A 26,454-nucleotide genomic window follows, 5' to 3' on the forward strand; every position below is an offset into this window, starting at 1 on the left:
AAATCGCGCCTTGTTATTTTATTATGCAGCTTTGCTGTTGTCTACTAAGAAGTCTACAGCTTTACGCACTTTAAGATCTTCAGATAAAGCGTCTACGCTTCCAAGAGCTTGCTTGATAGCGTCTACTGGCATACCGTACATTTCAGCCATTTTTTCAACTTCTGCAGTTACTTCTTCTTCAGTAACTTCGATGTTTTCAGCTTCAATGATAGCTTCAAGAACAAGGTTGATTCTTACACGTTTTTGTGCATCCTCTTTCATTTGCTCTTTTAATTTGTCAGCGTCAGTACCTGTGAATTGGTAGTAAAGCTCAAGGTTCATACCTTGTTGGCTTAAACGTTGTTCGAATTCACGAACCATACGATCTAACTCAGTGTCGATCATAGCTTCTGGAATGTCGATTTCAGCGTTAGCAGCAGCTAATTCTACTACTTCGTCACGTACTTTGTGCTCAGCTTCGTGCTTTTTGCCTTCTTCTAAGTTTGTGCGAAGTTTTGCTTTTAATTCATCAAGAGTTGCAACCGCTTCGTCAGCTTCTTTAGCAAACTCGTCGTTTAACTCAGGAAGTTCTTTTGTTTTGATTTCGTGAATTGTTACTTTGAATGTTGCTGGTTTACCAGCTAATTCAGCAGCATGGTACTCTTCTGGGAATGATACTTCAACGTCTTTAGAATCACCAGATTTAAGACCAATTACTTGCTCTTCGAAACCTGGGATGAAAGTACCAGAACCGATTGCAAGAGAATAGTTTTCGCCTTTTCCGCCTTCAAATGCTTCGCCATCAACGAAACCTTCGAAGTCGATTACAGCTGTATCACCGTTTTCAACAGTTCCTTCTTCTTTAACAACTAGTTCAGCTTGACGCTCTTGTAAAGCTTTCACTTCGTTCTCTACATCTTCGTCAGTTACAGTTGTTTCAACTTTTTCTACTGCTAAACCTTTGTAATCACCTAATTTAACTTCAGGTTTTACTGTAACTTTTGCAGTGAAAATTAAGTTTTGGCCTTTTTCGAATTTCTCGATGTCAATCTCAGGATGAGCAACTGGGAAGATACCAGCTTCATCGATTGCTTCACCGTATGCTTTTGGTAAGATGATATCTAAAGCATCTTGGTATAAAGATTCAATACCAAAGCGTTGTTCGAATAATGGTCGAGGCATTTTTCCTTTACGGAAACCTGGTACATTAATTGTTTTTACTACTTTTTTGAATGCAGCGTCGATAGAGTTGTTTACTTCTTTAGCATCAACTTCGATTGTTAAAACGCCAACGTTACCTTCTAATTTTTCCCATTTTGTAGACATTTATTCTTTCCCTCCAACTATAATAATGTATGCACATACCTCTATAGATTAAGATTTTTATTATCTCTTTTTTGAAATAACAAATGTACAAATAATCCTCTAGCAAAAGCTTTCAGATATAATGTTCCAATCTACTAATTGTCTAAAAGACAACTACGGTATATTTTGTTCGAGACTAATATGAAACATATTAAGTAAGAGAATTATACTCCTCTTCTCTTACAAACAGGCAGTTTTCTGCCTTTTGCAACCCTTACATTATAACATAGAATATGCTCGTTTCAATAACTGAACGATTCTTTTTCATAATTATACGGGCAAATACCCTTCTCTTTCAACGCGTAGTAACCATTGATAAGCAATATGAAATTCCTCAAACTCGATATTGTATGCTGTCATAAGTTCTTCTTCATCAATAGCCAATCCGAAACGCTTTCTTCCAATTCTCTCTATGACGGCAGCCCAAATTTCTACTTTATCCATTAATAGAGGAAATGGGAAAACGCTAATTTGTAATTCTTTCCAGTATGTAACCATTGCATCAAATATATCTGGATAATTTTGCTCTAATCGGCTTGATAATTTATGTATAATTTTATCGGATTGCTCCTCATTATGACCTATAAATGCTGGTATCACCTTTATCGTATTTCCAAACTTCTCTACTTCTATCTCTTCTTCTATTTGATTTTCTACCATTTTATACAAAATAGAAGTTTTTAAATACGGGTGCTGATCTTCGTCTATTAAAAATTTCTTTAAAGCAGGAAGTGCGAGATCAAGATCTTTTAACGAAAGCTTCTGAATTACCCTTAATTTTTGACCAAAGTTTTCTCCAAAAAGTTCATTGGTGAATTCTCCCAATTCGAAATTCGAACCCACTAGCGGTATATCTTCCTCATTCAGCATCCCTTGCGCAAACAAAGCAAGCTGTGCTAGTTTTTCCTTTTGCTCTGGAATTATATCTTTCGTTTGCAAAACTTCCTCAACAGTTTCGATAACACCTTCATAATCATTTGTTTGAACTAAAATAGTTACATACGTTTCAAGAATATCACCAAATAATACAGCTCCTGTTTCAAGCAACTGCTCACATTTTTCTTTCGCTTCTTCCATACGTTTTAATTCTAGCAAACAAATAACTGAAGCTAATTCTGTTTGTTCCGTTTCTGCATTATACTGACGTAATATTTCAAAGCAGCGCAATGCATCTTCGAATTTCCGCTCTTTCAGCGCTAAAAAACCTTCGTCAATATAGCGTTCTGATAGTTGCGGAAACAATACGACCGTATTTTCTTTTTTATCCATACGTCCGCCTCTTTTTCTAGATTTTAATTATCTTCACAGTAAATATATCAAATGCGTAATGAGAACACAACATTCCAAAACTGTTTATTTGAAATATAGGAATATTTAATTTTTACAACAGAAAATCAACAAACTTTTACATGAAATTCATTTTTTCATAAACAAAAACCCTCAGCAACAGACGCAGAGGATTCATCATTAATGGAAAGCTTTTATAATTGTGGGATATATAACAAGGGTAATAATTTGGAGAACAATAATTGCCATAACAATCATGCTAAAAAAGAAGATTGGTTTACTTCGCTTCATTAAAAACATAATAATAAGCATTGTACAAGCAAACAAACTTAAGAAGAATAAACTTGTTGTCGAACTAAGTATACCACTCGGGACAAAGAACAATAAAACTACACTACAAGTACCTATAATTCCGAATAACCATTCCATTCATTCACTCATTCCCTTTCCCTCTCATGGCAGTTTTTTCTAAGCTACTAAATGTTTTACAACGTCAATTACATACGTTAATTTCTCATATGCTACAAATCCAAACGCTACTGTTAAACCCGTTACGATTAATCCTTTCATCATCTCTTCCTCCTCATTTATCGTTGTTATCTTCATTATAGAGGATTCGTAATTTGTTACCATCGAACTTCCTTACACTTACCTTACAGAATTGTAAGATTTCAAAAAAAGACAAACAAAAAACCTTGTTATCAAAAGATAACAAGGTTTTTTTAGCGTCCCAGGAGAGATTCGAACTCCCGACCGACGGCTTAGAAGGCCGTTGCTCTATCCTGCTGAGCTACTGGGACATGGAGCGGGTGAAGAGAATCGAACTCTCGACCAGAGCTTGGAAGGCTCTTGTTTTACCACTAAACTACACCCGCACATGTTATTTTATTTTCTTTGTTAGCGCCGATGTCCTATCGACAATATTTATTATATGTATATCCATACACAAAGTCAACACTTTTTTAAAAAGAGGATAATTTTTCTTATCCTCTTTTTAAAACCGCTTGTTCAACTAGTTGTCCGTCCAATGTTTCAAAACGAACTTCCATTTGATTTTCATCCATTTCTAATAAAGCAAATGTCTTTTCTACACGCTGACGTGGTAATAAAATACTTCCCGGATTAATAAATAAAACTCCGTCGATTAATTCCGCACCTAATACGTGAGAATGTCCGAAACATGCAACTTGCGCTCCTACTTCTTCCGCATGGTACGCTAACGTTTGTAACGTCATTTTCACATTATGACGATGACCGTGTACAACTAAGAAGCGAATTCCATCTACATCAGTTACAATTTCATCTCGAAAGTTAGCATAATCACAATTACCTTTTACAACATGGAAACCTTGCAGCTCTTCATGAGCAGGCGTTAACTCTGAATCACCGCAATGAATCATGACATCTACTTTCCCTTCGTATTTCTCTTTTAACTGCTGTAATTCCTTCACAGAGCTATGACTATCGCTTACGATTAAAGCTTTCATCAATCTCTCTCCCTTACTCTTCTAAAAACCATTCTGGGATTTTTTCTTCTAATTTACGAAGAGCACGCCCACGGTGACTAATTGCGTTTTTCTCATCTGAACTTAGCTCAGCCATCGCTTTTTTATATTCTTCTACATAAAAAATCGGATCGTATCCGAAACCATTTTCCCCGCGGCGCTGTTCTAAGATCTTCCCTTCGCACGTTCCGTTTACAATAACCGGCTCTTTATCCGTTTCAGGGAAGGCAACTGCTAACGCACAGTAAAAACGAGCAGTACGTTTTTCTAAATCGATGTCAGCTAACTCTTGCAAAACTTTATCGATATTCGCTTGATCATCTTTCGGTTCTCCAGCAAAACGAGCTGAATATACACCTGGTTTTCCGTTTAAAGCATCTACAATAAGACCAGAGTCATCCGCAATTACGATGGAATTCAATTGTTTACTAAGACTATCCGCTTTTAAAATTGCGTTTTCTTCAAATGTTTCACCAGTTTCTTCGACTTCTTCAATATGAGGAAAATCGTGTAAAGATTTCACCTCTAAGTCAAATCTCTCAAATAACTCAGCAAACTCACGTACTTTCCCCACGTTTTTTGTCGCCACAACAACTTGCTTCATATTTTCCACCTCTACTCTATATGAGATACGATGTCACCTAACGCTTCTTTTTGCTTTTCAACAAGTTGGAAAATCCCTTGTTCAGCAGCATCAAGTAATTCATTTAATTCCGCTCTACTAAACGTCGCTTCTTCTCCAGTTCCTTGTACTTCAACAAACTGACCTTTTCCAGTCATAATTACGTTCATATCAACGTCTGCTTTAGAATCTTCTATATAGTTTAAATCTAAAACGACACCTTGCTCTTCAACAATCCCTACTGACGTTGCTGCTAAATAATCTTTCACAGGGATTTTAGATACTTTTCCTGCTTGCAATAATTTTTCAAAAGCTAATACCATTGCTACATAAGCACCTGTAATAGAAGCTGTTCTCGTTCCGCCATCCGCTTGAATTACATCACAGTCAATCCACACTGTTCTTTCACCAAGCGCTTCTAAATCAACAACCGCACGTAATGCTCGTCCAATTAAACGCTGGATTTCCATTGTACGACCCGTTACTTTCCCTTTACTTGACTCTCGAATTGTACGTTGCTCTGTCGCACGTGGAATCATTGCGTATTCTGCTGTTACCCATCCTTTTCCTTCTCCACGCATAAATGGCGGTACACGCTCTTCAATTGTCGCTGAACAAATTACCTTTGTATCCCCAACTTCAATTAGTACCGATCCTTCTGGATGTTTTAAATAATTTGTATGAATATGTATATGGCGTAGTTCCGCTTGCCCTCTACCATCTACTCGCATAAAAATAACCCCCTCTTAACTACTACTCATTAGTATAGCCAAATTTAAATGTATGATATGTATAACAATAAAAGAAGGGGAACTCAAAAAGCAATTCCCCTTTCTTACATAATTATATCAAATTATTCACGATTAAAAACTACCTGTATTCACGTTTTGTGGACGATCAACAGGTTTTATTAATTTTTCACCTTTCTCATCCATAAGATTCGCTTTACCATTCACTTCAATAGAAACATTTTTTACACCTTGTTTTTCCGTTAAAGATAAAACTAACGATTTCAGTACGTAATTTGAAATCATATTTTTGTCTTGATTCGCAAATATATTTTCATTAAAGTTTAATGTAATATTTCCGTTCTCCACTTTTGGATTCGTAATAAGCTTAACCCCTGGATTGAAATCATTTAGTAGCGAACCTTGAATCGGACCTTTTACAAGCTCATTCACAATTGTCGAATAATCATTCTCTTTCCCATCTGCAACGCGGCGTGTTACTGGTACGTAGTATTGTTTCTTATTACTTTGCGCCATAAAATAAAGTGTAACCGGTTTTGTATTCGTTACATTTGCTACTTGTTCATCATCAAAGTTAATTCCATTTGCACGGCTCACACCTTCACCAAGCGGCGTACCCGCTACAGGCATCTTCGCTAACTTCTCACCATTTATTTGGAACTGCACTTGTTTTATCTCTTTAAATTGCGTCAAAGTCCACGCTACTGATTCAACAATTTGACGCTCTTCTTCTTTTGCATAGCTTTTCATTTCTTTAGAGAAATCAATTACCGCTGTCCCATCTTTCTTCAAATCTAGGGTCATCGTTGTATTTGCTGGGAGAACTGCTCGAAATCCATTCGGCAATAAATTTGTGACTGGTCCATCTTTCACAAGATATTCTAACGTTTGCTGTACAACTTCATTCGCTTTCGGAGTAGGCATTGCAATAGTTTGCGGTACAACATACCCATTTTTATCAACGAGGTATAACTCTCTATTTACTGTTTGCCCTTGTTTATCTTTTTTAGCCGTTTCTTTCTTTTCACCTTCTGTATACGTAACTTTTTTCGGCGGATCAATTTGCTCTGTCGCTTTCTCCTGATTTAATAAGCCACACCCTGTTAATAAAATTGCACTCATAGTAGCACCAACAACCCATTTAAAAGTGGATTTAGGCATGCCATTCCCCCCTAAAATCTAAGTTTGTACTATTATGTATACGAGCTGTTTCATGTTTTAGAACAAGCTATGGCTACTTATACAGAAAAAACCCCTGATTTCTCAGGAGTTCTCTTATATGAATCTACTATTATTCTGTTTCTAAATTAATATGCTTCACATTTTCAATCGGCTGACCGAACCATTTTGAAGCGATTTCTTTAAACAAACCTATTTTACCAGTTGTTAAGAAGAGGTGGTCACTTTGTTCTTCTCCCTCATTTAGCATCTTACTATGGTATAGGATCGTACTTACTTCACGTGCTGTTTCATCACCCGAACTAATTAATTGTACTTGATCTCCCATTACCTTTTTAATAACAGGACCTAAAATAGGATAATGTGTACACCCTAAAATTAGGGTATCAATATCAGTACTTTTCAACGGTTGCAATGTTTCTCTTACAACTTCATATGCCATTTCACTTTCGAAATTCCCGCTCTCTACAAGTTCTACGAAAGGCGGGCACGCTAAACTTTCTACCATAACACGGTTATTAATAGACTTTAGCGCCTCTTCATATGCACCACTTTTCACAGTGCCAATCGTTCCAATAATCCCAACATGATACGTATTTGTCATTTTTAAAGCTGTACGTGATCCAGGATGAATAACTCCAACTACTGGAATTGGTAATTGTTTTTGCATTTCTTCTAACACAACCGCAGTTGCTGTATTACATGCAATAACTAACATTTTGATGTTTAGTTCTAACAAATGTTCTGTCATTTCCCACGTGAATTTACGCACTTCTTCACGAGAACGCGGACCATAAGGGCAACGCGCTGTATCCCCTAAATATATAATACGTTCTTTAGGTAACTGACGAATTAATTCCTTCGCTACTGTTAATCCACCTACTCCTGAATCAATAACACCGATCGCTCTATTCAACTTAATCACCCGTTTTCTCATTCATCATCTTATTTTATGTTTATCAGTATATTTTACACACTTTAAGTTCGCTAACTTAAAATGCCCCTGTATAAAATTTTTCATTTGTACCTGTATAGACCAGGACCTTTTTTATTTTGCTCCTTTTTTTCATAATTTGCAAGACAGAAAAATAACTGACCTACTATATGAAGGTCGGTTATTTTCTATACATAAAATACTCATTTCACAATAAAACTCCCGCTACCTTTATTAGTAGCGGGAGTTTTATTTCTATAGTTTATTCAAAGCTCTCTTTATAGCCTTACCAATTTTTATGCTTGATTGAGGATTTTGCCCTGTAATTAAATGTCCATCTACTACAACATGCGGCGTGAAATTAGGGGCAACATAAAATAAAGCCTCTTCTTCTTTCAACTTACTTTCTAGCAAAAACGGAACTCGATTTTCTAAATGTACAGCTTTTTCTTCGTCATTTGTATAGCCTGTTATATGCTTACCCGCACTAAAAAATGAGCCATCCTTATTTTTTACACCGACTAATGCACTTACTCCGTGACAAACAGCCGCTACAATCCGATTATTGTTATACATATTTACAATCAAACTTGCTACATATGGATTACCCGGAAAATCTACAATAGCCCCGTGCCCACCACCAAATAAAACTGCATCATAATCTGAAAAATGAGCCTTCGAAATCGGCTTCGTATTTTGCAATATCGTAGCTACGTGCTTAAATTCACGAGGTATACCATTCGGAATAGATACTCTATCGATAGGTACCCTTCCACCTTTTATAGATACAAGGTCAACATCGAACTTAGCCTTTTTAAATAAATCATACGGAGCCGCTAACTCCTCCAGCCATAATCCAGTAGGATGCCCACGCATATCATGCGCGCTTGTTGAAACTAATAATACTCTTTTCAACATATCCCCTCCTTACTACCTATTTATGTATGAAACATCCTTATCATTCATATAGAGCATGAAACAAACAGAAAAATAGCCGACTCTTTTTATAAAAGTCGGCTTCTTCTATTTATAGTTCGAGTTCTCCCATACGAAGAAGCTCAACAACTGCTTGTGAACGTCCTTTAACCCCTAGCTTTTGCATTGCATTTGAGATGTGGTTGCGCACTGTTTTTTCACTTATAAAAAGTTCACCTGCAATTTCCTTCGTCGTTTTATCTTGAACCAGTAATTCAAATACTTCTCTCTCTCTCTTTGTGAGTAAAGGTTTAGATTGATACGCTTTTTCCTTCAACTGGTATAACCCTCCTTGCTTAAGCCAGAGCTGTGTATGTGTAAGTTGGGTGTTTATTTAGTCAAGATATTGTATGAACGAAATGTGCAGGTGGTGAATGAAAATGGGCTTTATTTCTTATGTTATTTTAGACTTTTATACTGTTTATGCACTCGTTTTATACATTTACTTCTCCGTACGCCATATTTGTTCTAGCAATATACTTACAACGGTACCTACAAACAAACCATTACCGAATATATTTTGTATAACAGATGACAATGACTGGAGTGCTCCAAACAGTAAAAACATAACGCCGCAACCCCTAAAATCGTTACATTCCTTTCGCTAAGTTGTATTTTTTTATGTTATGAAACCCAATTCCAATTAACTGTACGAACGAAGCCATTAAAACTGCAGATGCGACCGCGGATGGCAGAGATGCTAGGTAGCGGATAATACTTGGAAACAGCGACATAACAACTAGTAGCACACATGCAAATAAGACCCCTTCTCAAAACGTCTAAACGATTCTTCTATACAAGATTATCTAATTTCACTTGATCTAAATTCCCCATAACGACATTCCCCTTATACATAACTACACACTTCTCCGTTTGACGAGCTACTGCTTCAGCGACACATGTTGCATTCGTTAAAACAAAACTCGCCTCATCCCCTACATTAGGCCACACTCGCTCCCCTTCATTATTTAACGTTTCTTTCCCTCCTGTAATAAAACGAAGACCTTTTCCCAAAGATCTTTCATCACTCCAGCCAAACCGTTCCGCCAATCGATTCGCTTTTTGAAGCATATCTCCCGTTCCAAACGGAGACCAATGATCTGTAATACTATCATTTCCTAATGAAACTTTAACTCCTTTTCGATCTAATAATGGAATCGGGATTACTTGTTTACCAATTGGAACAGTTGAAGTAATATCGATCTTTAATGCCGCTAATCTTTCTGCCACTTCTTCAGCTTCTTTATCAGTAACGCCTCCAAGTCCAAGTGCATGGCTAATCGTTACACGCCCTTGCCATCCTGCTTCCTCTGTTAGGCTTGCCAATCTCTTCATCGTAAACGTTCCAAGGTTATTTGCATCATGCAGATGAATGTCCACATCCGCATTAAACTCTACTGCAATATCCATAATTGTATGTAATGATTTTTCGATGTCATTATCTACAGTAGCTGGGTCCACTCCGCCAACTAATTGCGCGCCCATACGCATTGCATCTTTCACAAGTTGTACAGAATTACTGCGCAATAATCCATGTTGCGGAAATGCAACTATTCTACCAGACAACCGATCTTTATATGTTTCTAAAGCCGCTAATGTTGCTTCCAAATTACGAAGTCCAATAATTGGATCAACATTACAATGCGTTCTAATATTCGTTGCGCCATTTCGGAGCAGTAACTCTAACATATTTTCCGCCCTATGTTGAGCAGTTGCTAATTGCTTTGGCAAAATCGTTTCTTCTTCATTAAAACGTGTAAAAATATTTTCTGCTGGCATGCAAGCTTTCCAAGGCCCACTATAATACGTTTTATCGATATGAATATGCATCTCTTCGAAAGCTGGTAAAACTAATAAACGATTAGCATCAAAAATTAAAGTTCCTTCCTCTTGAACGATTCCCGATATAATTTTTTTAATTATGCCATCTTCAATAAGAAGACTGTATATCTCTGTTTCCGTTTGTGAAATTTTCGCTTCTTCATATGTATAACCTGTTTCAAGCTTTACATTAGTCAACCAATACAATGTCATTACCATTTCCCCACCTTATATTAGAAAATACGTCACACCCTCATTTACATTTTAATATCAACTGAAAATTAAGACAATTAACAAGCTATGAACCTCTTTGAAAAAAATAATATAATCAAATGGTATTCCCGTAAATTCCCATATAGAATAAAAGTACATACGCACACATAAAATTTTCACAATGATGATATAAAAAGGGGAGGCTCATTATATGTCGAAGAAATTATGTAAATCTGAAACTGACAAAATGTTATTTGGTGTATGCGGAGGTTTAGGCGAATATTTTGATATTAGCGCTACTCTCATTCGTATCATCTGGCTTATTGCCGTTCTATGTTTTGGAACAGGGTTTTTAGTTTATCTCATTTGTTTATTACTCATGCCACGTTCGTACTAATAACATCATTCAATATACTTTAGCAGTGCATATAAAAAAATCACCTATAGAATTCTATAGGTGATTTTTTTATGAAGAATATTTCATCGTTAAATGCAATACCGCCACTTCATCCTCTTCATTTTTATAACTATGTTTCTTATTCGCTTCAAATTGAATGGAATCAAACTCATTTAGCTCATACACATCATTCTCAACTTGAATAGAAACTTTCCCTTTCATTACCGTTACAAGCTCAATTGCTCCTTCATGATGAGCTTCAGGCTCATATATACTATGCGCTCTTAAACAAGCCCGGTGCATTTCCATCCCCGTTTCTTTCGTGTAACGGAACATTGTTTCTAAGTGCCACGCTTGTCCTACATCTACTGCAAACCCTTCTCCGCAGCGTGCAACAGCTACAGGCTCTCCAACAACCATCAATCTCGATAAAGGGATTGATAACCCTTTCGTAATTTTCCAAATGACAGCTAATGTTGGATTCGTTTCACCTCTTTCAATCTTTCCTAGCGTTAATTTACTAACACCTGTCTTTCGGGCTAAATCTTCTAAACTTAATTTTTGTTCATTTCGAATTTGTCTTAATAGCTGACCTACTTGCTGAATGACTTCCTTCGTTTGCATGTCCTCATTTTCTTTCATCTATAAAACCACCTTAAAATATAAAATAGTTTACTTTTATTAAATTAAAGTATAGTATACTATACATAATTATTTAATTCCGAAAGGAGTGTTATACTTCATGCGCGCAATATTACTAGGTCTTTTATCATCGGCCTTTTTTTCTGCAACCTTTATTATTAACAGAGCAATGAATGTATCTGGAACAAGCTGGGCTTGGACTGCTTCCTTCCGCTTTCTATTTGCTCTCCCTATTTTATTCCTTATCGTTTTATTTCGCAAAAACTTAGGAGCTTTATGGGCAGAGTTAAAGAAACATCCATTTGCATGGATTGGGTGGGGCTCCGTCGCTGGCATCGGCTTCTATTCTTTATTAAGTTTCGCAGCTGTTTTTTCTCCAGCTTGGCTCGTTGCTGGAACTTGGCAAGTTACGATATTAGCAGGTTTACTTTTATCACCATTATTTTTCATTAAAATAGAAACAAAGTCTGGTACAAAACTTGTGCGCGGAAAAATTCCACTACGCAGTTTATATGTAGCATTATTTATTTTACTTGGTGTAATTTGTATGCAAACTACTGCAGCGGGTCATATTACAATGACTCAGTTCATTTCTGGTTTTTTACCCGTCGTTTTAGCAGCTTTCTTATATCCCTTCGGTAACCGAAAAATGATGGAACTTGTTGGCGGGCGTCTTGATACATTCCAACGTGTATTAGGAATGGCAATCGGAAGTCTCCCTATTACAATTTTACTTGGTATATACGGATTTTCCACTACGGGTATTCCATCATCAAGTCAAATGCTGCAAGGGTTTTTGTTAGCATTATGTTCTGGAGTTATTGCGACGATGACATTTTTCTTTGCTACTGACTTAGCAAAAGACAATCTTGGTTTACTTGGAGCTGTTGAAGCAACACAAGCTGGGACGATGGTCTTTACCGTGCTCGGTGAGATTATTTTCTTAAATGGTTCATTCCCTGGTGGTCTGTCACTGATTGGGATGATTATTATCATGCTAGGCATGGTCGTAAATAGTGTTTTAAACCGTTCTGTTCCAGTCGTTAAACAGACAAAATCAGCATAAAAAAAGCGTGATTCTTCTTTATAGAATCACGCTTTTTCATTGTCCCCCTATTCAGGTTTATCAGAATAGTATTTCATTAGCTATTTATACTAAAACCTATGTTATAATACGTTTCATGCGCATTAATAGGAGGTAAATTATGTTAAAAAAAGCAATTGCTGAATTTATTGGTACATTTGTACTTGTACTATTCGGAACTGGAGTAGCTGTCATTGGCGGCGGAATTGAAGGAATTGGAACATTAGGTATCGCTATGGCTTTCGGATTATCTATCGTGGCTATGGCATATAGCATTGGAACAATTTCTGGATGTCATATTAACCCAGCAGTATCAATCGCTATGTTCATCAACAAAAGAATGAACGCTATGGAACTTAGCTATTATTTATTAGCTCAAATTTTAGGTGGTTTATTAGGAACTGCAACGTTAGTAACAATTTTACGATCTGCTAAATTACCTTTAGATAATTTAGGACAAAATAGTTTTGGAACTCTTGGTTTATCTGGAGCATTTTTAGTTGAATTCATTTTAACTTTCGTATTTGTTTTAGTTATCGTTGCTGTAACAGGTAAAAAAGGAAGTTCTTCTTTAGCTGGACTAGTAATTGGTTTCACGTTAGTATTAATTCACTTATTAGGTATCCCGTTAACTGGAACATCTGTTAACCCAGCTCGTAGTATCGCACCAGCTTTATTCGCTGGCGGAGAAGCAATTTCTCAACTATGGGTATTCATCGTTGCACCAATTCTTGGTGGTATCGTAGCAGCTGTTGTAGGAAAGTTTATTTTAAATACTGAAAAATAGAATTTTCAATATTTCCGAATAAAAAAAGGCGAGCCCTCTTCATGAGAAGGCTCGCTTTTTTTATTCTTTAATTTTGGACTTTAAATTTGTAACTAATTGCTGCACCGTTACATTTTCAAGTACGTTTTCCATCGCTTCTTGCGCTTGCATTAAAATAATTTCTAATACCGATTGAATATTAGCTCCTACTGGACATTCAATGTTGGGATTTTCATGGAAAGAAAATAGGTGTCCTTCTTCTACAACTTCCACAGCTTTATATACATCAAGTAATGTAATTTCATCTAAATCACGAGCAAGTGTCGTACCACCTTTACCAGCTTGTACATCAACAAGTCCTGCTCTCTTCAACATTCCTGTAATGCGACGAATCACAACTGGATTTGTATTCACACTACCAGCAATCCATTCAGAGGTACAGCGAGAGTTTCGATCTATTGCAAGTAACGTTAACATATGAACACCTACTGTAAAACGACTACTAATTCCCATCTGCACACCCTCCTTTTTATTCATTCTATTAAAAGACAACTCTTATTATTATATACTATTTTTAATTTATACATAAAGAAAAAGCATGATTCCACTAGAAAATCATGCTTTTCTCTCCTTATTGACGCTTTATAAATTTCGCTAAATCTTTAAATTTCACTTTGTCGGAGTAATTCATTACACCGTTTACATAAATACGACTTGTAATAGCATTTAATATACCAATTGTCGCCAATAAAACTACTAATGTTATCGTAATTTCTAACATACCTGCTTCACCAGCTACAATACGCGAGAAGGTAACCATCGGCGTGAAAAACGGAACATACGAACTTACAACGACAATAGTACTATTCGGATCACTTAATGATTTAATACTAATGAAGAATGCAGCCATAATCAAAATCATTACCGGGAAAGATACAGCTTGTAAATCCTCTGTCTTAGAAACAACAGCTCCAGCCGCAGCGTACATCATCGCATAAAGTAAATATCCCGTAATGAAATAGACAAGAAACATACTTATAACTTTTGCATCTAATTTTGTAAAGTCAATCGGAATCCCAAATAATGAGGCACTTTCTAAGTCGACCCAACCTAACAAATAAGGAATAAGATAACCACACGCCAGTATTACAAGTTGTAGTAACGCCGTTGAAACAACCGCTAAGATTTTCGCATACATCATCGTAAGAGGTTTTACTTTCGGAAGCATCACTTCCATTACGCGTGACGCCTTTTCAGATGCAATATTCATTGCGATTGTATTCCCGAAAGCAACAATAAACATATACAAAGCAAATGTAAAGAAATACGCAATTCCGAAAGAAGAAGTACGGTCTTTTATCGCTTCTTGCTTTACTTGAATTTCTGCTTGTAATTGCTGTGCAATTTCCGGCGAAACATTATTTTTTGCAATTGTCACCATTGTATATTGTTGTTTTAAATAACCCGCCATAATTGCAGAAGTTGCTTGGCTTGGGAATCCATTATACATATATGTAACCGATGGGGCTCCATTCTTCTCCGTCACATGGAATAGACCATCTAAATCGCCTTCTTCTACTTGCTTATGCAGTTTATCAAAATCAGCCTTTGAACCAACCGTTATTTTTGCTGATGGTAATAACTTATCTAACTCTTCTTTTTGTATTTTGTAGGTGGCACTCTCTGTTACAACTGCAATTTTATCTTTATCCTTATTTTTATCTCCACCTGAAGTAAAATGATTAAATGCAAAAATACCAAACACAACTAAAAATAAAATCGCACTCGTAATTAATGATTTTTTAGATAAAAACGCTTCCCTAAAATAAAATGAAAATACATGAGAAAATTTACGCATCGTTACTTCGCCCTCTCTACAAAGATTTCGTTTAACGTCGGCTCTAACATTTTAAATTGTCGTAAGCTAATACCTTGTTCTTGCAACTGTTGCAAAATCTTTAGAGCTTCTGCATCGTCTTGTATTTTCACATAAAGAAGGCCTTGTTGTTTTTCATACGGAACAGCTATAACTTCGAGCCCTTTTTCATTCTCTACTGTATCTTCAACCGTTAAATTACGAAAACCATATTCTTTCTTTATATCACTTAATTGACCTTCTACGACCGCTTCACCTTTTTTCAAAATACATACATGCTGGCAAAAAGCTTCTACTTGCTCCATACGATGACTTGATAAAATAATTGTCTTTCCCCTTTGTACTTGTTCTTCAATAATACTAGCTAGCATCCCAGCATTAACTGGATCAAGTCCACTAAATGGTTCATCTAAAATAAGAAGCTCTGGATCATGAAGAAGAGCAGCAATTAATTGAATTTTTTGCTGGTTTCCTTTCGAAAGTTCTCCCGCTGTTTTGAATTTATATTCTGGGATTGCTAATCGCTCTAACCAGTGATCAATTGCAAGATCCACTTCTTTCTTCGTCATTCCTTCTAATCTGCCAAAATATCGCAACTGATCTATTACTCTACTTTTTGTATATAATCCTCTTTCTTCTGGTAAATATCCAATCGTTACCCCGCTATGACCAAATGATTTTCCATCCCACGTAATAGAACCTTCATTTGGCGTTAATAAACCTAGTAACATTTTAATCGTCGTTGTTTTCCCTGCACCATTTCGACCAAGTAATCCTAACACTTCACCTTTTGGTAACGAGATTTGCAAACCATTAACTGCTTTAGATTCTCCAAATAGTTTTGTTAAGTTTTGAATTTGTAAACTCAATGTATATATCCTCCCCTTCAATAGCATTCTCGCTCTCGCTTACATAATAATATTTTTTAAAACAACATATAGTAACCTTATTCCATCTTCTTACATACATTCCTTTTCTTCAGCTACTTAGTTTTTATCGCATCTTTTTTATGCATCTTATCTACTATAGGACAAACTACTATATATACAAAAGACAATATGCAAATGTTCATAAAAAAAAATGAAAAAAATATTATATTTTAATATATAATATTAATTGATTTTCTAACATCAAGGAGGATACATATGAAGATGAAGAGGGGTATTACCACTTTATTATCTGTAGCCGTTCTTTCCACATCGCTTGTAGCATGTTCAGGAACAGCTGAGAAAACAGTGGCAAAAGAAGAGAAAGTAAAATTAACAGACCAGCAATTGATGGCTGATTTATGGTATCAAACAGCTGGCGAAACGAAAGCGCTGTACTACCAAGGATACAATATTGGTCAATTGAAGCTTGATGCAGCTCTTGCAAAAGGTACAAACAAAAAACCTGCTATCGTACTTGATTTAGATGAAACTGTTTTAGATAACAGTCCTCATCAAGCAATGAGCGTAAAAACAGGAAAAGGCTACCCTTATAAATGGGACGATTGGATTAATAAGGCTGAAGCTGAAGCCCTTCCAGGCGCGATTGATTTCTTAAAATATACAGAGTCTAAAGGTGTAGATATTTACTACATCTCAAATCGTAAAACGAATCAACTAGATGCAACAATTAAAAATCTCGAGCGCGTAGGTGCTCCTCAAGCAACGAAAGAACACATATTACTACAAGACCCGAAAGAAAAAGGAAAAGAAAAACGCCGTGAACTTGTTTCTCAAACACATGATATTGTCCTATTCTTCGGTGATAACTTATCTGATTTCACTGGTTTTGATGGAAAATCTGTAAAAGATCGCAATCAAACAGTAGAAGAATCAAAAGCACAATTTGGTGAGAAATTCATCATTTTCCCTAATCCAATGTATGGTGATTGGGAAGGCGCTTTATATGACTATGATTTCAAAAAATCAGATGCAGAAAAAGATAAAATTCGTCGTGACAACTTAAAATCATTTGATGCAAAATAAAAGAGGATGGCTTTCGCCATCCTCTTTTATTTTGTTTTCTCTGTTAAAGGCAAGATAAACACTTCCACACGCCTATTCTTTGCCTTTCCTTCTTGTGTATCATTTTTATCAATTGGACGATACTCTCCATAACCAATTGCACTAAAACTATCTGGTGGCAACTCCTTATTTTGAAGCAATACTTGCATAAAGTTCACAGCGCGCTGTGTACTCAATTCCCAGTTTGATGCAAATTTCGCATTGGCAATTGGAACATTATCAGTGTGACCAGATACAGTTATTTCACGAGGAGCTGCTGAAACAAGTAAATCAGACATCTCTTTTGCAATCCCTAACGATTCCAATTTCACATCTGCTTTCCCTGAATCAAATAGTACATTCTCTAATATCGTCACCATTAATCCCTTTTCGGTTAACTTAGTTTGAAAAGAAGAGGATAATTGGTTCTCATTAATATATTGATCAATCTTTTCTTGTAATGCTTTCAACTCATCCATTTCTTTCTTTTCATTAGCTCTAGCCTCTTCTTGTTTTTTTGCTTGTTCTGCCTCAAGGCTACTTGCTGATAATTCTTTTTCCTCATTCGGTTTTTGATCACTTAAAAACTCTTTATTTCCTGTTCCACCTGCTAGTTCACTGCGAAAAGCTACTGCCATCTGTTTAAATTTCGCAGCATCTATACTACTCATTGCAAATAGAACAATAAACAGCGCAAACAACAACGTTAGCATATCAGAATACGGAATTAACCAAGTTTCATCAATATGCTCATCGTGTTTTTTCTTTTTACCTCTTCTATTTTTCTTACTCCGCATTTTTTTCCGCTCCTTTTTCTAGCTTCTTACGCTCAGTCGCAGAAAGCGCACCTAAAATGCGGTTTTTCATAATAAATGGATATGTACCTTCTTGTAACATTAATAAACAATCAATAATTAAACGTTTCTTCTCTAATTCAGCGGCAGACTTTTGCTTTAATTTATTTGCAAATGGATGCCATAATACGTAACCCGAAAAAATACCGAAAATTGTTGCAATAAACGCACCTGAAATAGCATGTCCTAACTTTTCAATATCAGTTAAATTTCCAAGCGCAGCTACAAGACCGATAACAGCACCTAAAACCCCCAATGTAGGTGCATATGTACCAGCTTGCGAAAAAATAGCAGCCCCTTTTGCATGCCTCTCTTCAATTGCTTCTAATTCAGCTTCTAAAATTTGTTCTAAATCTTCCGCAGATACGCCATCAATAACAAATTTCATACCACGCAAAAGAAATTCATCTTCAATTTTATCTAATTGTTGCTCTAAAGACAAAATACCATATTTTCTACTCTCAGATGTCCAATGAACAAATAATTCTAGCAACTGTTCATAACTTAAATCTTTTTTATTTGAACCAAAAAGAACTTTAAATAATTTTGGAACTCTTTTTAGTTGATTCATCGGAAACGCAATACATACTGCAGCAAATGTACCGACAAAAATAATTAATGCTGCGGCAGGGTTCATTAAGGCCATTACGTCAGCGCCCTTGACGACCATCCCCACTACTACCGCCACTACTCCTAAAATGATTCCAATAATTGTTGCAAAATCCATTCCCATTCACTCCTAGTCTATACAAGAAGTCTTTTATTCTCAATAATCGTTACATCTTCTTATATATATATTACATAAAAAATGAATTACATGAAAGATAAGAAATGAATTATGTGAAAAAATTCTACAATTTCACACATTTTCTGACATTTTCTTTGCATTTCTATTACGTTACGACTCTTATATTTCTTTTTCAACAAACTAGATTTATAATCAATAATGATACAAATTTTATTAAGAAAGGACTGTGGTTACAGGGCATCATGAAAAAAATAGTAATTATTTCTGCCGCTACTATTGTAATCGGTATCACATCTTTCGCTTACTTCGGTTCTAAATCACCACTACAGAATGAGGCGAAAGCTGTCGAAAGTCAAAAACATAATAACCATCAAAAAGAAGAGATTCCTGCTTTTCCAAAAGCTGATCATAATGCAAAGAAACTAGATGATAATTTTTCCGTTGTAACAAATCCAGATTCTGATCTTGTATTGGTCAATAAACATCGTAAATTACCAGATGGGTACATTCCAGAAGATTTAACTAAACCGAACGTACCATTTACTAGTCCAAAAGATAAGGAGAAAACATTACTTCGTAAAGATGCTTCAGACGCGCTCGAAAAAATGTTCCAAGCAGCGAAAAAGGAAGGCTTAGAACTTACAGCAGTTTCAGGTTACCGTTCTTACAAACGCCAACAATCATTACATAACACATATATTAAACGCCAAGGAAAAGCTGAAGCTGATTCAGTAAGTGCAATTCCTGGAACAAGCGAGCATCAAACTGGTCTAGCAATGGATATTAGCTCAAAATCTGCTAAATTCCAATTAGAACCAATCTTCGGAGAGACCGCAGAGGGAAAATGGGTTGCAGAACATGCCCATGAGTTCGGATTTGTCATTCGTTATTTAGAGGATAAAACAAAGACAACAGAGTATGCATATGAACCGTGGCACTTGCGCTACGTTGGTAATCCATACGCCACATACATATATAAGCACCATCTAACATTAGAAGAGGCGATGGAGGACAAAAAATAAGAGAGCGAATCGCTCTCTTATTTTTTTCATTCTATTATTGTAGCAATTTCTTCTTCCATTCTTCAGGCCATGGTTCGCCTCTTCCAGTTTTTTTCGATGCTTGCACCATTGTTCCACGCCCAACTAAACAAACTTCTTCCTTTGCATTCTTGACCATATAGTGTAAATCTAAAGAAGAATTCCCCACCGCTCCTGCCTTTACATATACTTTCAAATGCTCATCAAAATAAATTTGTTTTATGAAATTGCATTGTAGATCTGCGACGACTATCATCGTTTCTGAAGATTCATGTGTCCATTCTTGCATAAATCCAAGTTCTTTAAACAATGCGATACGTGCTTCTTCAAAATATGTAAAAGCAACGACGTTATTCACATGGCCAAACATATCTACTTCACCAAAACGAACTTTAACAGGATTATAAAATGAAAAACCACTTTCCCACTGCTCAAAGTCTTCAATATAAGAAATTCTCTTCATTGTTCCCTCTCCTTTTCTTTTATTAATACACAGAATAAACAGAAAAATTCAGTTATAAATATTGCCTCTTCAAAATGAAGAGGCAATATTTATTAATAGTTATTGTCGCTACCAAAGAAATCTTTGAACGATTGAATTGTTGTATCACGGTTTAATGCTGCAATTGAAGTTGTTAATGGAATACCTTTCGGACATGATTGCACACAGTTTTGAGAGTTACCACAGTTTGCAAGTCCTCCATCACCCATAATTGCACGTAAACGATCTGCTTTATGCATTTCACCAGTTGGATGCGAGTTGAATAAACGCGCTTGTGAAAGCGGTGCTGGTCCAATAAAGTCAGATTTACTGTTTACGTTCGGACATGACTCTAAGCAAACACCACATGTCATACATTTTGAAAGCTCATATGCCCATTGGCGCTTTTTCTCTGGCATTCTTGGACCTGGTCCAAGGTCGTACGTACCATCGATTGGAATCCAAGCTTTCACACGTTTTAACGCGTTAAACATGCGACTACGGTCAACTTGTAAATCACGTACAACTGGGAATGTCTTCATCGGCTTTAAGCGAATTGGTTGTTCTAATTGGTCAATAAGAGCTGTACATGATTGACGTGGTTTTCCGTTAATCACCATCGAACATGCTCCACATACTTCCTCTAAACAGTTCATATCCCATGCAACTGGAGTTGTGTGGTTTCCTTTTGAGTCAACAGGATTACGACGAATTTCCATAAGCGCCGAAATAATATTCATATTAGGACGATACGGAATTTCAAACTCTTGTTCAAACTCTTGTGCATCTGGTCCATCTTGTCTCGTAATGATGAGGCGGATTGTTTTCTCAGACATGTTGTTTATCCCCCTTCTCTTCACCCTTAGCAGCTACATCATGTTTTGAAGAATAGTCACGTTTACGTGGTTTAATTAATGAAACATCCACTTCTTCGTAATGGAATGCTGGTGCATTTCCTTCTCCTTCAAATTTTGCCATCGTAGTTTTTAAGAAGTTCGCATCATCACGATTTGGGAATTCTGGTTTATAATGCGCTCCGCGGCTTTCATTACGGTTGTATGCCCCAATTGTAATAACACGCGCTAGCTCAAACATATTTGCAAGCTGGCGTGTAAATGAAGCACCTTGGTTACTCCATCTTGCTGTATCGTTAATGTTTATGCGTTTGTAACGAGCCATTAACTCTTCAATTTTCGCATCTGTTTCTAGTAATTTTTTATTTTCACGAACTACTGTAACGTTATCTGTCATCCATTCTCCAAGCTCTTTATGAAGAACATATGCATTTTCGTTACCATCAAGCGTTAAAATATTGTTAAATTTCTCTGTTTCGATTAATTCATTTTGCTCATATACAGTAGATGACACAGCATCAGATGATTTAGAAAGACCTTTCATATACTCAATTGCATTCGGTCCTGCTACCATACCACCGTAGATTGCTGATAATAGTGAGTTCGCACCTAGACGGTTACCACCATGCATAGAATAATCACACTCACCTGCTGCAAATAAACCTGGAATACTTGTCATCTGCTTATAATCAACCCATAATCCGCCCATTGAATAGTGAACCGCTGGGAAGATTTTCATTGGTAGTTTACGAGGATCATCACCTGTAAATTTCTCATAGATTTCAATAATTCCACCAAGTTTAATATCTAGTTCTTTTGGATCTTTATGAGAAAGATCTAGATATACCATGTTTTCACCGTTAATACCTAGTTTTTGCTCTACGCAAACATCAAAGATTTCACGCGTTGCAATATCACGAGGTACAAGGTTTCCGTAAGCTGGATATTTTTCTTCTAAGAAGTACCATGGCTTACCATCTTTATATGTCCAAACACGTCCACCTTCACCACGTGCAGATTCACTCATAAGACGTAACTTATCGTCTCCAGGAATTGCTGTTGGATGGATTTGAATGAACTCACCGTTCGCATAATATGCACCTTGCTGATATACAGCAGATGCTGCTGTACCTGTATTAATAATGGAGTTCGTTGATTTCCCGAAGATGATACCAGGGCCCCCTGTTGCCATAATCACGGCATCAGCTTGGAAACTTTTAATCTCCATAGTTTGTAAGTCTTGTGCAACGATTCCTCGGCACACACCTTCATCATCCACAACAGCTCGTAAGAAATCCCAACCTTCATATTTCGTTACAAGTCCTGCTACTTCATGGCGACGTACTTGCTCATCTAATGCGTATAGTAATTGTTGACCGGTTGTCGCACCAGCAAATGCTGTACGATGATGTTGTGTTCCACCGAAACGACGGAAATCAAGAAGTCCTTCTTCCGTACGGTTGAACATAACACCCATGCGGTCCATTAAATGAATGATACCAGGTGCTGCTTCACACATTGCTTTAACTGGTGGTTGGTTCGCTAAGAAGTCCCCACCATAAATTGTATCGTCAAAGTGGATCCATGGAGAATCCCCTTCACCTTTCGTATTTACGGCACCGTTAATTCCACCTTGGGCACATACAGAATGTGAACGTTTTACTGGTACTAATGAAAACAGTTCAACATTTACTCCTGCTTCTGCCGCTTTAATCGTTGCCATTAAGCCAGCCAAGCCACCGCCGACTACTATAAGTTTCCCTTTCATGCTCTCCCACTCCTTACTGGTTTGCTAGCTGTGGATCGATGAACGCTAATAATGCACTCACACCTACATAAGATAGACCTAAGAAAATAGCTAATGTTACATAAGTAGAGATTCTTTGTGAACGTGGAGATACTGTAATTCCCCAGCTTATGCAGAATGTCCATAGTCCATTTGCAAAGTGGAAAATAGTTGAAACAACACCAACTAAGTAGAATGCAAACATAGCTGGATTGCTTAAAATATCTGCCATCATATCATAGTTTACCTCTTTACCTAACATTGCTTGAATACGAGTTTCCCAGACGTGCCAAGAAATAAATATCAGCGTAACGATACCTGAAATTCGTTGGAAGACGAACATCCAGTTACGGAAATAACCGTAAGATACCGCATTGTTCTTAGCTGTAAATGCAATATATAAGCCATATATAGCATGGTACAGTATAGGTAAAAAGATGATGAAAATTTCTAGCGCATACCGGAATGGAAGGAGCTCCATAAAGCCTGCAGCTTTGTTAAAAGCCTCTGCTCCTCTTGTTGCAAAGTTGTTTACTACTAAATGTTGCGTCAAAAAGACACCAACCGGGATGACCCCCATTAATGAGTGCCACTTACGAAACGTATACTCGCGGCCTTTCATGTCCCCATTACCCCCCTTGAATGTTTGACTGCTGTTTTCAGATTAGTTTACAACAATAATGTTTTTTCACTATTGGCATAAGAAAAACTGAAAAAATTATTCGAAATATTTCAGCATAATTTGATACCAAGTTCATTTTACTCCTATTTTTGTCGAAGCGTCAAGAAAACGTATACATAATTTGCATATAATTTGTCATTTCTTTTTTTCTTCTTATATATTCAGATTTCCCAAAGAAAAATCTGTTTTTATAAATGAGAAATGTTATATAATAATCCCTATAGAAAGAGGGGAATATTGTGAGCAAAAATACAATCGATATAACATCTTTAGAAGATGTTTCATTGAACGCCTTCGCTTATGAATTACTGCGTGAAGAACTACTACCTGATTTAATTGGTAATGATTTAGATGGAATTTTATACTGGTCCGGTAGAAATCTTGCAAGAAAATATCCACTAGAAACCATTGAAGAAGTTATTCAGTTTTTCGAAAAAGCCGGTTGGGGCACTTTAAGCATCGTTGAGCATAAACGTCGTGAAATGCAGTTCCAACTTAAAAGTGCACTCATTGCTGAGCGTCAAAAACAAAAAAGACATTCTTCTTATCAATTAGAAGCTGGATTTATCGCCGAGCAAATTCAAAGGCAAAGAAACGTCATTGCCGAGTCCTACGAAGAACAGAAAAAACGTTCAGACTCTATTACATTTCTTGTTAAATGGGATATAAAAGATCTCATTGAAGTGTAGCATTTACCTACAGTCAACTAAACTAGACATATACGTTTAGTTTAGTTGATTTTTTTGTATATTCATTCAGGTGTGTTTATTTAAAATCTTCAGAAATTATACCAAAAAACAGAAGACATTGTAAACTACAACGTCTTCTTATCTGTTAAATAAGTATAAATTGTCTCCGCTACATTTTTCGGCATACCCGCTTCGACAAATTCCGATATGGAAGCTTCTTTCATCTTTTTTAATGAACCAAAATGTTTTAACAATACCTTTTTCCGTTTGTCACCAATTCCTGGAATATCATCCAATGCTGATTGAATAACAGATTTCCCGTGTAATTGACGATGGAATGTAATTGCAAATCGATGCACTTCATCTTGAATGCGCTGCAATAAATAAAATTCTTGGCTATTCCTCGCAAGCATAACAGGCTCAGGCGGATCGCCAATAATTAAATGTGATGTTTTATGTTTTTCATCTTTGACAAGCCCTGCCATTGGAATATATAATCCAAGCTCGTTTTCAAGAACATCACTTGTAGCCGCGAGATGTCCTTTTCCCCCATCGATAATTATTAAATCTGGCAAGGGTAAATTTTCCTTTAACGCCCTCGTATAACGGCGCCTCACAACTTCCCTCATAGACTCGTAATCATCTGGCCCTTGGACTGTTTTAATTTTATATTTCCGATATTCTTTCTTCGCTGGTTTCCCATCGATAAAAGCAATCATTGCTGAAACAGGATTTGTCCCTTGAATATTCGAGTTATCAAACGCTTCAATACGATATGGCGTTTCAATACCGAGCTGCTTCCCTAAATTGTCAACAGCTTTAATCGTCCGCTCTTCATCGCGTTCAATTAAGTAAAATTTCTCTTCTAGTGCAATTTTCGCGTTTTTACTTGCTAATTCCACAAGATCTTTTTTCTTCCCACGCTTCGGCTGTGTCGCTTCAACTTCTAAAAAGCGCTCTACTAATTCTGAATCTATACTTCCTGGAACGACAATTTCCTTCGGCTTAAAATGACTACTGTTTTCATAAAATTGACCGATAAAAGTTAAAAAACCCTCTTCAGGTTCATCATAGATTGGAAACATTGAAACATCACGTTCAATTAGCTTTCCTTTTCGAACGAAGAAAACTTGAACACACATCCACCCTTTATCAACTGCATATCCAAACACGTCACGATCCACTAAATCACTCATAATCATCTTTTGTTTTTCCATAATTGCATCAATATGAGCAATTTGATCTCGCAGCTCTTTTGCCCGTTCGAATTCTAGTTTCTCTGAAGCCTCATACATTTTTGTTTCTAATTCTGAACGAACTTCTTTATGTCCACCATTTAAAAACTTAATAATTTCATCTACAATTTCTTTATTTTGTTCTTCCGTTACTTCTTTTACACAAGGTGCTAAACATTGTCCCATATGATAATAGAGACAAACTTTATCCGGCATATTGGTACATTTACGAAGCGGATACATACGATCTAATAACTTTTTCGTTTCATGAGCTGACTGGGCGTTCGGATAAGGACCAAAGTACTTTCCTTTGTCCTTTTTTACATTTCGCGTAATGAGTAAACGCGGCTGCTTTTCAGCTGTAATTTTAATAAAAGGATATGTTTTATCATCTTTTAATTGAATATTATATTTTGGATCATACTTTTTAATTAAATTTAACTCTAAAATGAGAGCCTCCAAATTTGAGGAGGTTACAATATATTCAAAATCTACAATTTCTCCTACAAGCCTAAGTGTTTTCCCATCATGCGAACCAGTAAAGTACGAGCGCACACGATTTTTGAGTACCTTTGCTTTTCCAACGTATATAACCGTTCCCTGTTTATCCTTCATTAAATAACAACCAGGTTGATCGGGCAAAATTGCTAACTTCTCTTTTAAATGCTCGTGCACTCGTCTCCCTCCATTTCTACATGCT

At 36.4% G+C, this 26,454-nt stretch carries 28 protein-coding genes, 2 tRNA genes and 1 pseudogene; 6 read left to right on the forward strand and 25 right to left on the reverse strand.

Annotation, left to right across the window (positions count from 1 at the left end):
• Positions 1 to 21 precede the first annotated feature (21 nt).
• From tig to ACTFQM_RS17385, 14 genes and pseudogenes are all read right to left on the reverse strand, one after another.
• Positions 22 to 1,305 (reverse strand): trigger factor, encoded by a 1,284-nt coding sequence (tig, locus tag ACTFQM_RS17320; protein ID WP_048372972.1) that lies wholly within the window; start codon positions 1,303 to 1,305, stop codon positions 22 to 24.
• Positions 1,306 to 1,614: 309 nt separating this feature from the next.
• Positions 1,615 to 2,613 carry a hypothetical protein gene (locus tag ACTFQM_RS17325; RefSeq protein ID WP_440035357.1) on the reverse strand — a complete coding sequence of 333 codons (999 nt, stop codon included), beginning with the start codon at positions 2,611 to 2,613 and terminating at the stop codon, positions 1,615 to 1,617.
• Between the two features lie 198 nt (positions 2,614 to 2,811).
• Positions 2,812 to 3,060, reverse strand: a complete 249-nt coding sequence (locus ACTFQM_RS17330) for a hypothetical protein (protein ID WP_002173640.1) — start codon at positions 3,058 to 3,060, stop codon at positions 2,812 to 2,814.
• A 297-nt stretch (positions 3,061 to 3,357) separates the two neighbouring features.
• A tRNA-Arg gene (locus tag ACTFQM_RS17335) sits at positions 3,358 to 3,431 on the reverse strand.
• A gap of 1 nt (position 3,432) precedes the next feature.
• A tRNA-Gly gene (locus ACTFQM_RS17340) sits at positions 3,433 to 3,506 on the reverse strand.
• A 108-nt stretch (positions 3,507 to 3,614) separates the two neighbouring features.
• Positions 3,615 to 4,118, reverse strand: coding sequence for a metallophosphoesterase (locus ACTFQM_RS17345; RefSeq protein WP_440035360.1), 504 nt, complete (start codon positions 4,116 to 4,118; stop codon positions 3,615 to 3,617).
• 13 nt (positions 4,119 to 4,131) lie between these two features.
• The gene (locus ACTFQM_RS17350; RefSeq protein ID WP_002173643.1) at positions 4,132 to 4,740 is read right to left on the reverse strand and encodes an XTP/dITP diphosphatase; all 609 of its coding nucleotides are present in this window, start codon (positions 4,738 to 4,740) and stop codon (positions 4,132 to 4,134) included.
• An 11-nt stretch (positions 4,741 to 4,751) separates the two neighbouring features.
• On the reverse strand, positions 4,752 to 5,489 hold the full coding sequence (gene rph, locus ACTFQM_RS17355) for a ribonuclease PH (protein ID WP_002173644.1): 738 nt from the start codon (positions 5,487 to 5,489) through the stop codon (positions 4,752 to 4,754).
• 132 nt (positions 5,490 to 5,621) lie between these two features.
• Positions 5,622 to 6,668: a GerMN domain-containing protein gene (locus ACTFQM_RS17360; protein WP_440035363.1), complete on the reverse strand. Its 1,047-nt coding sequence runs from the start codon at positions 6,666 to 6,668 to the stop codon at positions 5,622 to 5,624.
• 130 nt (positions 6,669 to 6,798) lie between these two features.
• On the reverse strand, positions 6,799 to 7,611 hold the full coding sequence (gene racE, locus ACTFQM_RS17365) for a glutamate racemase (RefSeq protein WP_002173646.1): 813 nt from the start codon (positions 7,609 to 7,611) through the stop codon (positions 6,799 to 6,801).
• A gap of 264 nt (positions 7,612 to 7,875) precedes the next feature.
• Positions 7,876 to 8,538: a type 1 glutamine amidotransferase domain-containing protein gene (locus ACTFQM_RS17370; protein ID WP_440035366.1), complete on the reverse strand. Its 663-nt coding sequence runs from the start codon at positions 8,536 to 8,538 to the stop codon at positions 7,876 to 7,878.
• A 109-nt stretch (positions 8,539 to 8,647) separates the two neighbouring features.
• Complete coding sequence (gene gerE, locus ACTFQM_RS17375) at positions 8,648 to 8,872, reverse strand: spore germination transcription factor GerE (protein ID WP_000659484.1); 225 nt, start codon at positions 8,870 to 8,872, stop codon at positions 8,648 to 8,650.
• A gap of 165 nt (positions 8,873 to 9,037) precedes the next feature.
• A pseudogene (locus ACTFQM_RS17380) lies at positions 9,038 to 9,356 on the reverse strand (purine/pyrimidine permease); the annotation flags it as partial.
• 31 nt (positions 9,357 to 9,387) lie between these two features.
• Positions 9,388 to 10,629, reverse strand: a complete 1,242-nt coding sequence (locus ACTFQM_RS17385; protein ID WP_002173649.1) for an amidohydrolase family protein — start codon at positions 10,627 to 10,629, stop codon at positions 9,388 to 9,390.
• 211 nt (positions 10,630 to 10,840) lie between these two features.
• Here ACTFQM_RS17385 and ACTFQM_RS17390 point away from each other — a divergent pair, with 211 nt between their 5' ends.
• On the forward strand, positions 10,841 to 11,026 hold the full coding sequence (locus ACTFQM_RS17390) for a PspC domain-containing protein (protein WP_002173650.1): 186 nt from the start codon (positions 10,841 to 10,843) through the stop codon (positions 11,024 to 11,026).
• 69 nt (positions 11,027 to 11,095) lie between these two features.
• Here ACTFQM_RS17390 and ACTFQM_RS17395 read toward each other — a convergent pair whose 3' ends face one another.
• On the reverse strand, positions 11,096 to 11,668 hold the full coding sequence (locus ACTFQM_RS17395; protein ID WP_440035369.1) for a helix-turn-helix domain-containing protein: 573 nt from the start codon (positions 11,666 to 11,668) through the stop codon (positions 11,096 to 11,098).
• 100 nt (positions 11,669 to 11,768) lie between these two features.
• Here ACTFQM_RS17395 and ACTFQM_RS17400 point away from each other — a divergent pair, with 100 nt between their 5' ends.
• Positions 11,769 to 12,734 (forward strand): DMT family transporter, encoded by a 966-nt coding sequence (locus ACTFQM_RS17400; protein WP_440035372.1) that lies wholly within the window; start codon positions 11,769 to 11,771, stop codon positions 12,732 to 12,734.
• Between the two features lie 139 nt (positions 12,735 to 12,873).
• A complete protein-coding gene (locus tag ACTFQM_RS17405) occupies positions 12,874 to 13,539 on the forward strand; it encodes an MIP/aquaporin family protein (RefSeq protein WP_002015331.1) in 666 nt (221 codons plus the stop codon).
• Between the two features lie 60 nt (positions 13,540 to 13,599).
• On the opposite strand, the gene ACTFQM_RS17410 is transcribed toward ACTFQM_RS17405, so the two are convergent.
• The 3 genes from ACTFQM_RS17410 to ACTFQM_RS17420 all read right to left on the reverse strand — a co-directional run bounded on the left by ACTFQM_RS17410 (position 13,600) and on the right by ACTFQM_RS17420 (position 16,263).
• Positions 13,600 to 14,031 carry an Rrf2 family transcriptional regulator gene (locus ACTFQM_RS17410; RefSeq protein ID WP_265621945.1) on the reverse strand — a complete coding sequence of 144 codons (432 nt, stop codon included), beginning with the start codon at positions 14,029 to 14,031 and terminating at the stop codon, positions 13,600 to 13,602.
• Between the two features lie 118 nt (positions 14,032 to 14,149).
• On the reverse strand, positions 14,150 to 15,376 hold the full coding sequence (locus ACTFQM_RS17415; protein WP_002173654.1) for an ABC transporter permease: 1,227 nt from the start codon (positions 15,374 to 15,376) through the stop codon (positions 14,150 to 14,152).
• Positions 15,377 to 15,378: 2 nt separating this feature from the next.
• Complete coding sequence (locus ACTFQM_RS17420; RefSeq protein WP_002173655.1) at positions 15,379 to 16,263, reverse strand: ABC transporter ATP-binding protein; 885 nt, start codon at positions 16,261 to 16,263, stop codon at positions 15,379 to 15,381.
• A 276-nt stretch (positions 16,264 to 16,539) separates the two neighbouring features.
• On the opposite strand from ACTFQM_RS17420, the gene ACTFQM_RS17425 reads away from it, so the two are divergent.
• Entirely contained in the window at positions 16,540 to 17,367 is an 828-nt protein-coding gene (locus ACTFQM_RS17425) for a 5'-nucleotidase, lipoprotein e(P4) family (RefSeq protein WP_025147519.1), read from the forward strand.
• 26 nt (positions 17,368 to 17,393) lie between these two features.
• On the opposite strand, the gene motB is transcribed toward ACTFQM_RS17425, so the two are convergent.
• Together motB and motA are read right to left on the reverse strand one after the other, a co-directional pair.
• On the reverse strand, positions 17,394 to 18,182 hold the full coding sequence (motB, locus tag ACTFQM_RS17430; RefSeq protein ID WP_440035376.1) for a flagellar motor protein MotB: 789 nt from the start codon (positions 18,180 to 18,182) through the stop codon (positions 17,394 to 17,396).
• Positions 18,172 to 18,966, reverse strand: coding sequence for a flagellar motor stator protein MotA (motA, locus tag ACTFQM_RS17435; protein WP_265621948.1), 795 nt, complete (start codon positions 18,964 to 18,966; stop codon positions 18,172 to 18,174). The genes motB and motA overlap by 11 nt, the downstream gene beginning before the upstream one ends.
• Positions 18,967 to 19,229: 263 nt before the next feature.
• Here motA and ACTFQM_RS17440 point away from each other — a divergent pair, with 263 nt between their 5' ends.
• Entirely contained in the window at positions 19,230 to 20,009 is a 780-nt protein-coding gene (locus ACTFQM_RS17440; RefSeq protein ID WP_002173659.1) for a M15 family metallopeptidase, read from the forward strand.
• A 34-nt stretch (positions 20,010 to 20,043) separates the two neighbouring features.
• Here the strand turns inward: ACTFQM_RS17440 and ACTFQM_RS17445 are convergent, their stop codons facing one another.
• From ACTFQM_RS17445 to sdhC, 4 genes are all read right to left on the reverse strand, one after another.
• Positions 20,044 to 20,490 carry an acyl-CoA thioesterase gene (locus tag ACTFQM_RS17445; RefSeq protein WP_440035380.1) on the reverse strand — a complete coding sequence of 149 codons (447 nt, stop codon included), beginning with the start codon at positions 20,488 to 20,490 and terminating at the stop codon, positions 20,044 to 20,046.
• A 92-nt stretch (positions 20,491 to 20,582) separates the two neighbouring features.
• Positions 20,583 to 21,344 carry a succinate dehydrogenase iron-sulfur subunit gene (gene sdhB / locus ACTFQM_RS17450; protein WP_071718506.1) on the reverse strand — a complete coding sequence of 254 codons (762 nt, stop codon included), beginning with the start codon at positions 21,342 to 21,344 and terminating at the stop codon, positions 20,583 to 20,585.
• Positions 21,337 to 23,130: a succinate dehydrogenase flavoprotein subunit gene (gene sdhA / locus ACTFQM_RS17455; protein ID WP_000676749.1), complete on the reverse strand. Its 1,794-nt coding sequence runs from the start codon at positions 23,128 to 23,130 to the stop codon at positions 21,337 to 21,339. The genes sdhB and sdhA overlap by 8 nt, the downstream gene beginning before the upstream one ends.
• 13 nt (positions 23,131 to 23,143) lie before the next feature.
• Complete coding sequence (gene sdhC / locus ACTFQM_RS17460; protein ID WP_000678360.1) at positions 23,144 to 23,770, reverse strand: succinate dehydrogenase cytochrome B558; 627 nt, start codon at positions 23,768 to 23,770, stop codon at positions 23,144 to 23,146.
• 299 nt (positions 23,771 to 24,069) lie between these two features.
• Here sdhC and ACTFQM_RS17465 point away from each other — a divergent pair, with 299 nt between their 5' ends.
• Positions 24,070 to 24,519, forward strand: coding sequence for a YslB family protein (locus tag ACTFQM_RS17465; RefSeq protein WP_002173663.1), 450 nt, complete (start codon positions 24,070 to 24,072; stop codon positions 24,517 to 24,519).
• A gap of 125 nt (positions 24,520 to 24,644) precedes the next feature.
• On the opposite strand, the gene uvrC is transcribed toward ACTFQM_RS17465, so the two are convergent.
• Positions 24,645 to 26,429 (reverse strand): excinuclease ABC subunit C, encoded by a 1,785-nt coding sequence (gene uvrC, locus ACTFQM_RS17470; RefSeq protein ID WP_440035385.1) that lies wholly within the window; start codon positions 26,427 to 26,429, stop codon positions 24,645 to 24,647.
• Positions 26,430 to 26,454: the final 25 nt, after the last annotated feature.

This window comes from Bacillus cereus group sp. MYBK30-2, assembly GCF_051915945.1.
Lineage (GTDB): Bacteria > Bacillota > Bacilli > Bacillales > Bacillaceae_G > Bacillus_A > Bacillus_A paramycoides.

Excerpts from the sequence above, each read along its gene's own strand:
- tig (WP_048372972.1), bottom strand. The coding sequence starts at position 1,305 with ATGTCTACAAAATGGGAAAAATTAGAAGGTAACGTTGGCGTTTTAACA.
- ACTFQM_RS17325 (WP_440035357.1), bottom strand. The coding sequence starts at position 2,613 with ATGGATAAAAAAGAAAATACGGTCGTATTGTTTCCGCAACTATCAGAA.
- ACTFQM_RS17330 (WP_002173640.1), bottom strand. The coding sequence starts at position 3,060 with ATGGAATGGTTATTCGGAATTATAGGTACTTGTAGTGTAGTTTTATTG.
- ACTFQM_RS17345 (WP_440035360.1), bottom strand. The coding sequence starts at position 4,118 with ATGAAAGCTTTAATCGTAAGCGATAGTCATAGCTCTGTGAAGGAATTA.
- ACTFQM_RS17350 (WP_002173643.1), bottom strand. The coding sequence starts at position 4,740 with ATGAAGCAAGTTGTTGTGGCGACAAAAAACGTGGGGAAAGTACGTGAG.
- rph (WP_002173644.1), bottom strand. The coding sequence starts at position 5,489 with ATGCGAGTAGATGGTAGAGGGCAAGCGGAACTACGCCATATACATATT.
- ACTFQM_RS17360 (WP_440035363.1), bottom strand. The coding sequence starts at position 6,668 with ATGCCTAAATCCACTTTTAAATGGGTTGTTGGTGCTACTATGAGTGCA.
- ACTFQM_RS17370 (WP_440035366.1), bottom strand. The coding sequence starts at position 8,538 with ATGTTGAAAAGAGTATTATTAGTTTCAACAAGCGCGCATGATATGCGT.
- ACTFQM_RS17385 (WP_002173649.1), bottom strand. The coding sequence starts at position 10,629 with ATGACATTGTATTGGTTGACTAATGTAAAGCTTGAAACAGGTTATACA.
- ACTFQM_RS17390 (WP_002173650.1), top strand. The coding sequence starts at position 10,841 with ATGTCGAAGAAATTATGTAAATCTGAAACTGACAAAATGTTATTTGGT.
- ACTFQM_RS17395 (WP_440035369.1), bottom strand. The coding sequence starts at position 11,668 with ATGAAAGAAAATGAGGACATGCAAACGAAGGAAGTCATTCAGCAAGTA.
- ACTFQM_RS17400 (WP_440035372.1), top strand. The coding sequence starts at position 11,769 with ATGCGCGCAATATTACTAGGTCTTTTATCATCGGCCTTTTTTTCTGCA.
- ACTFQM_RS17405 (WP_002015331.1), top strand. The coding sequence starts at position 12,874 with ATGTTAAAAAAAGCAATTGCTGAATTTATTGGTACATTTGTACTTGTA.
- ACTFQM_RS17410 (WP_265621945.1), bottom strand. The coding sequence starts at position 14,031 with ATGGGAATTAGTAGTCGTTTTACAGTAGGTGTTCATATGTTAACGTTA.
- ACTFQM_RS17415 (WP_002173654.1), bottom strand. The coding sequence starts at position 15,376 with ATGCGTAAATTTTCTCATGTATTTTCATTTTATTTTAGGGAAGCGTTT.
- ACTFQM_RS17425 (WP_025147519.1), top strand. The coding sequence starts at position 16,540 with ATGAAGATGAAGAGGGGTATTACCACTTTATTATCTGTAGCCGTTCTT.
- motB (WP_440035376.1), bottom strand. The coding sequence starts at position 18,182 with ATGCGGAGTAAGAAAAATAGAAGAGGTAAAAAGAAAAAACACGATGAG.
- motA (WP_265621948.1), bottom strand. The coding sequence starts at position 18,966 with ATGGATTTTGCAACAATTATTGGAATCATTTTAGGAGTAGTGGCGGTA.
- ACTFQM_RS17440 (WP_002173659.1), top strand. The coding sequence starts at position 19,230 with ATGAAAAAAATAGTAATTATTTCTGCCGCTACTATTGTAATCGGTATC.
- ACTFQM_RS17445 (WP_440035380.1), bottom strand. The coding sequence starts at position 20,490 with ATGAAGAGAATTTCTTATATTGAAGACTTTGAGCAGTGGGAAAGTGGT.
- sdhB (WP_071718506.1), bottom strand. The coding sequence starts at position 21,344 with ATGTCTGAGAAAACAATCCGCCTCATCATTACGAGACAAGATGGACCA.
- sdhA (WP_000676749.1), bottom strand. The coding sequence starts at position 23,130 with ATGAAAGGGAAACTTATAGTAGTCGGCGGTGGCTTGGCTGGCTTAATG.
- sdhC (WP_000678360.1), bottom strand. The coding sequence starts at position 23,770 with ATGAAAGGCCGCGAGTATACGTTTCGTAAGTGGCACTCATTAATGGGG.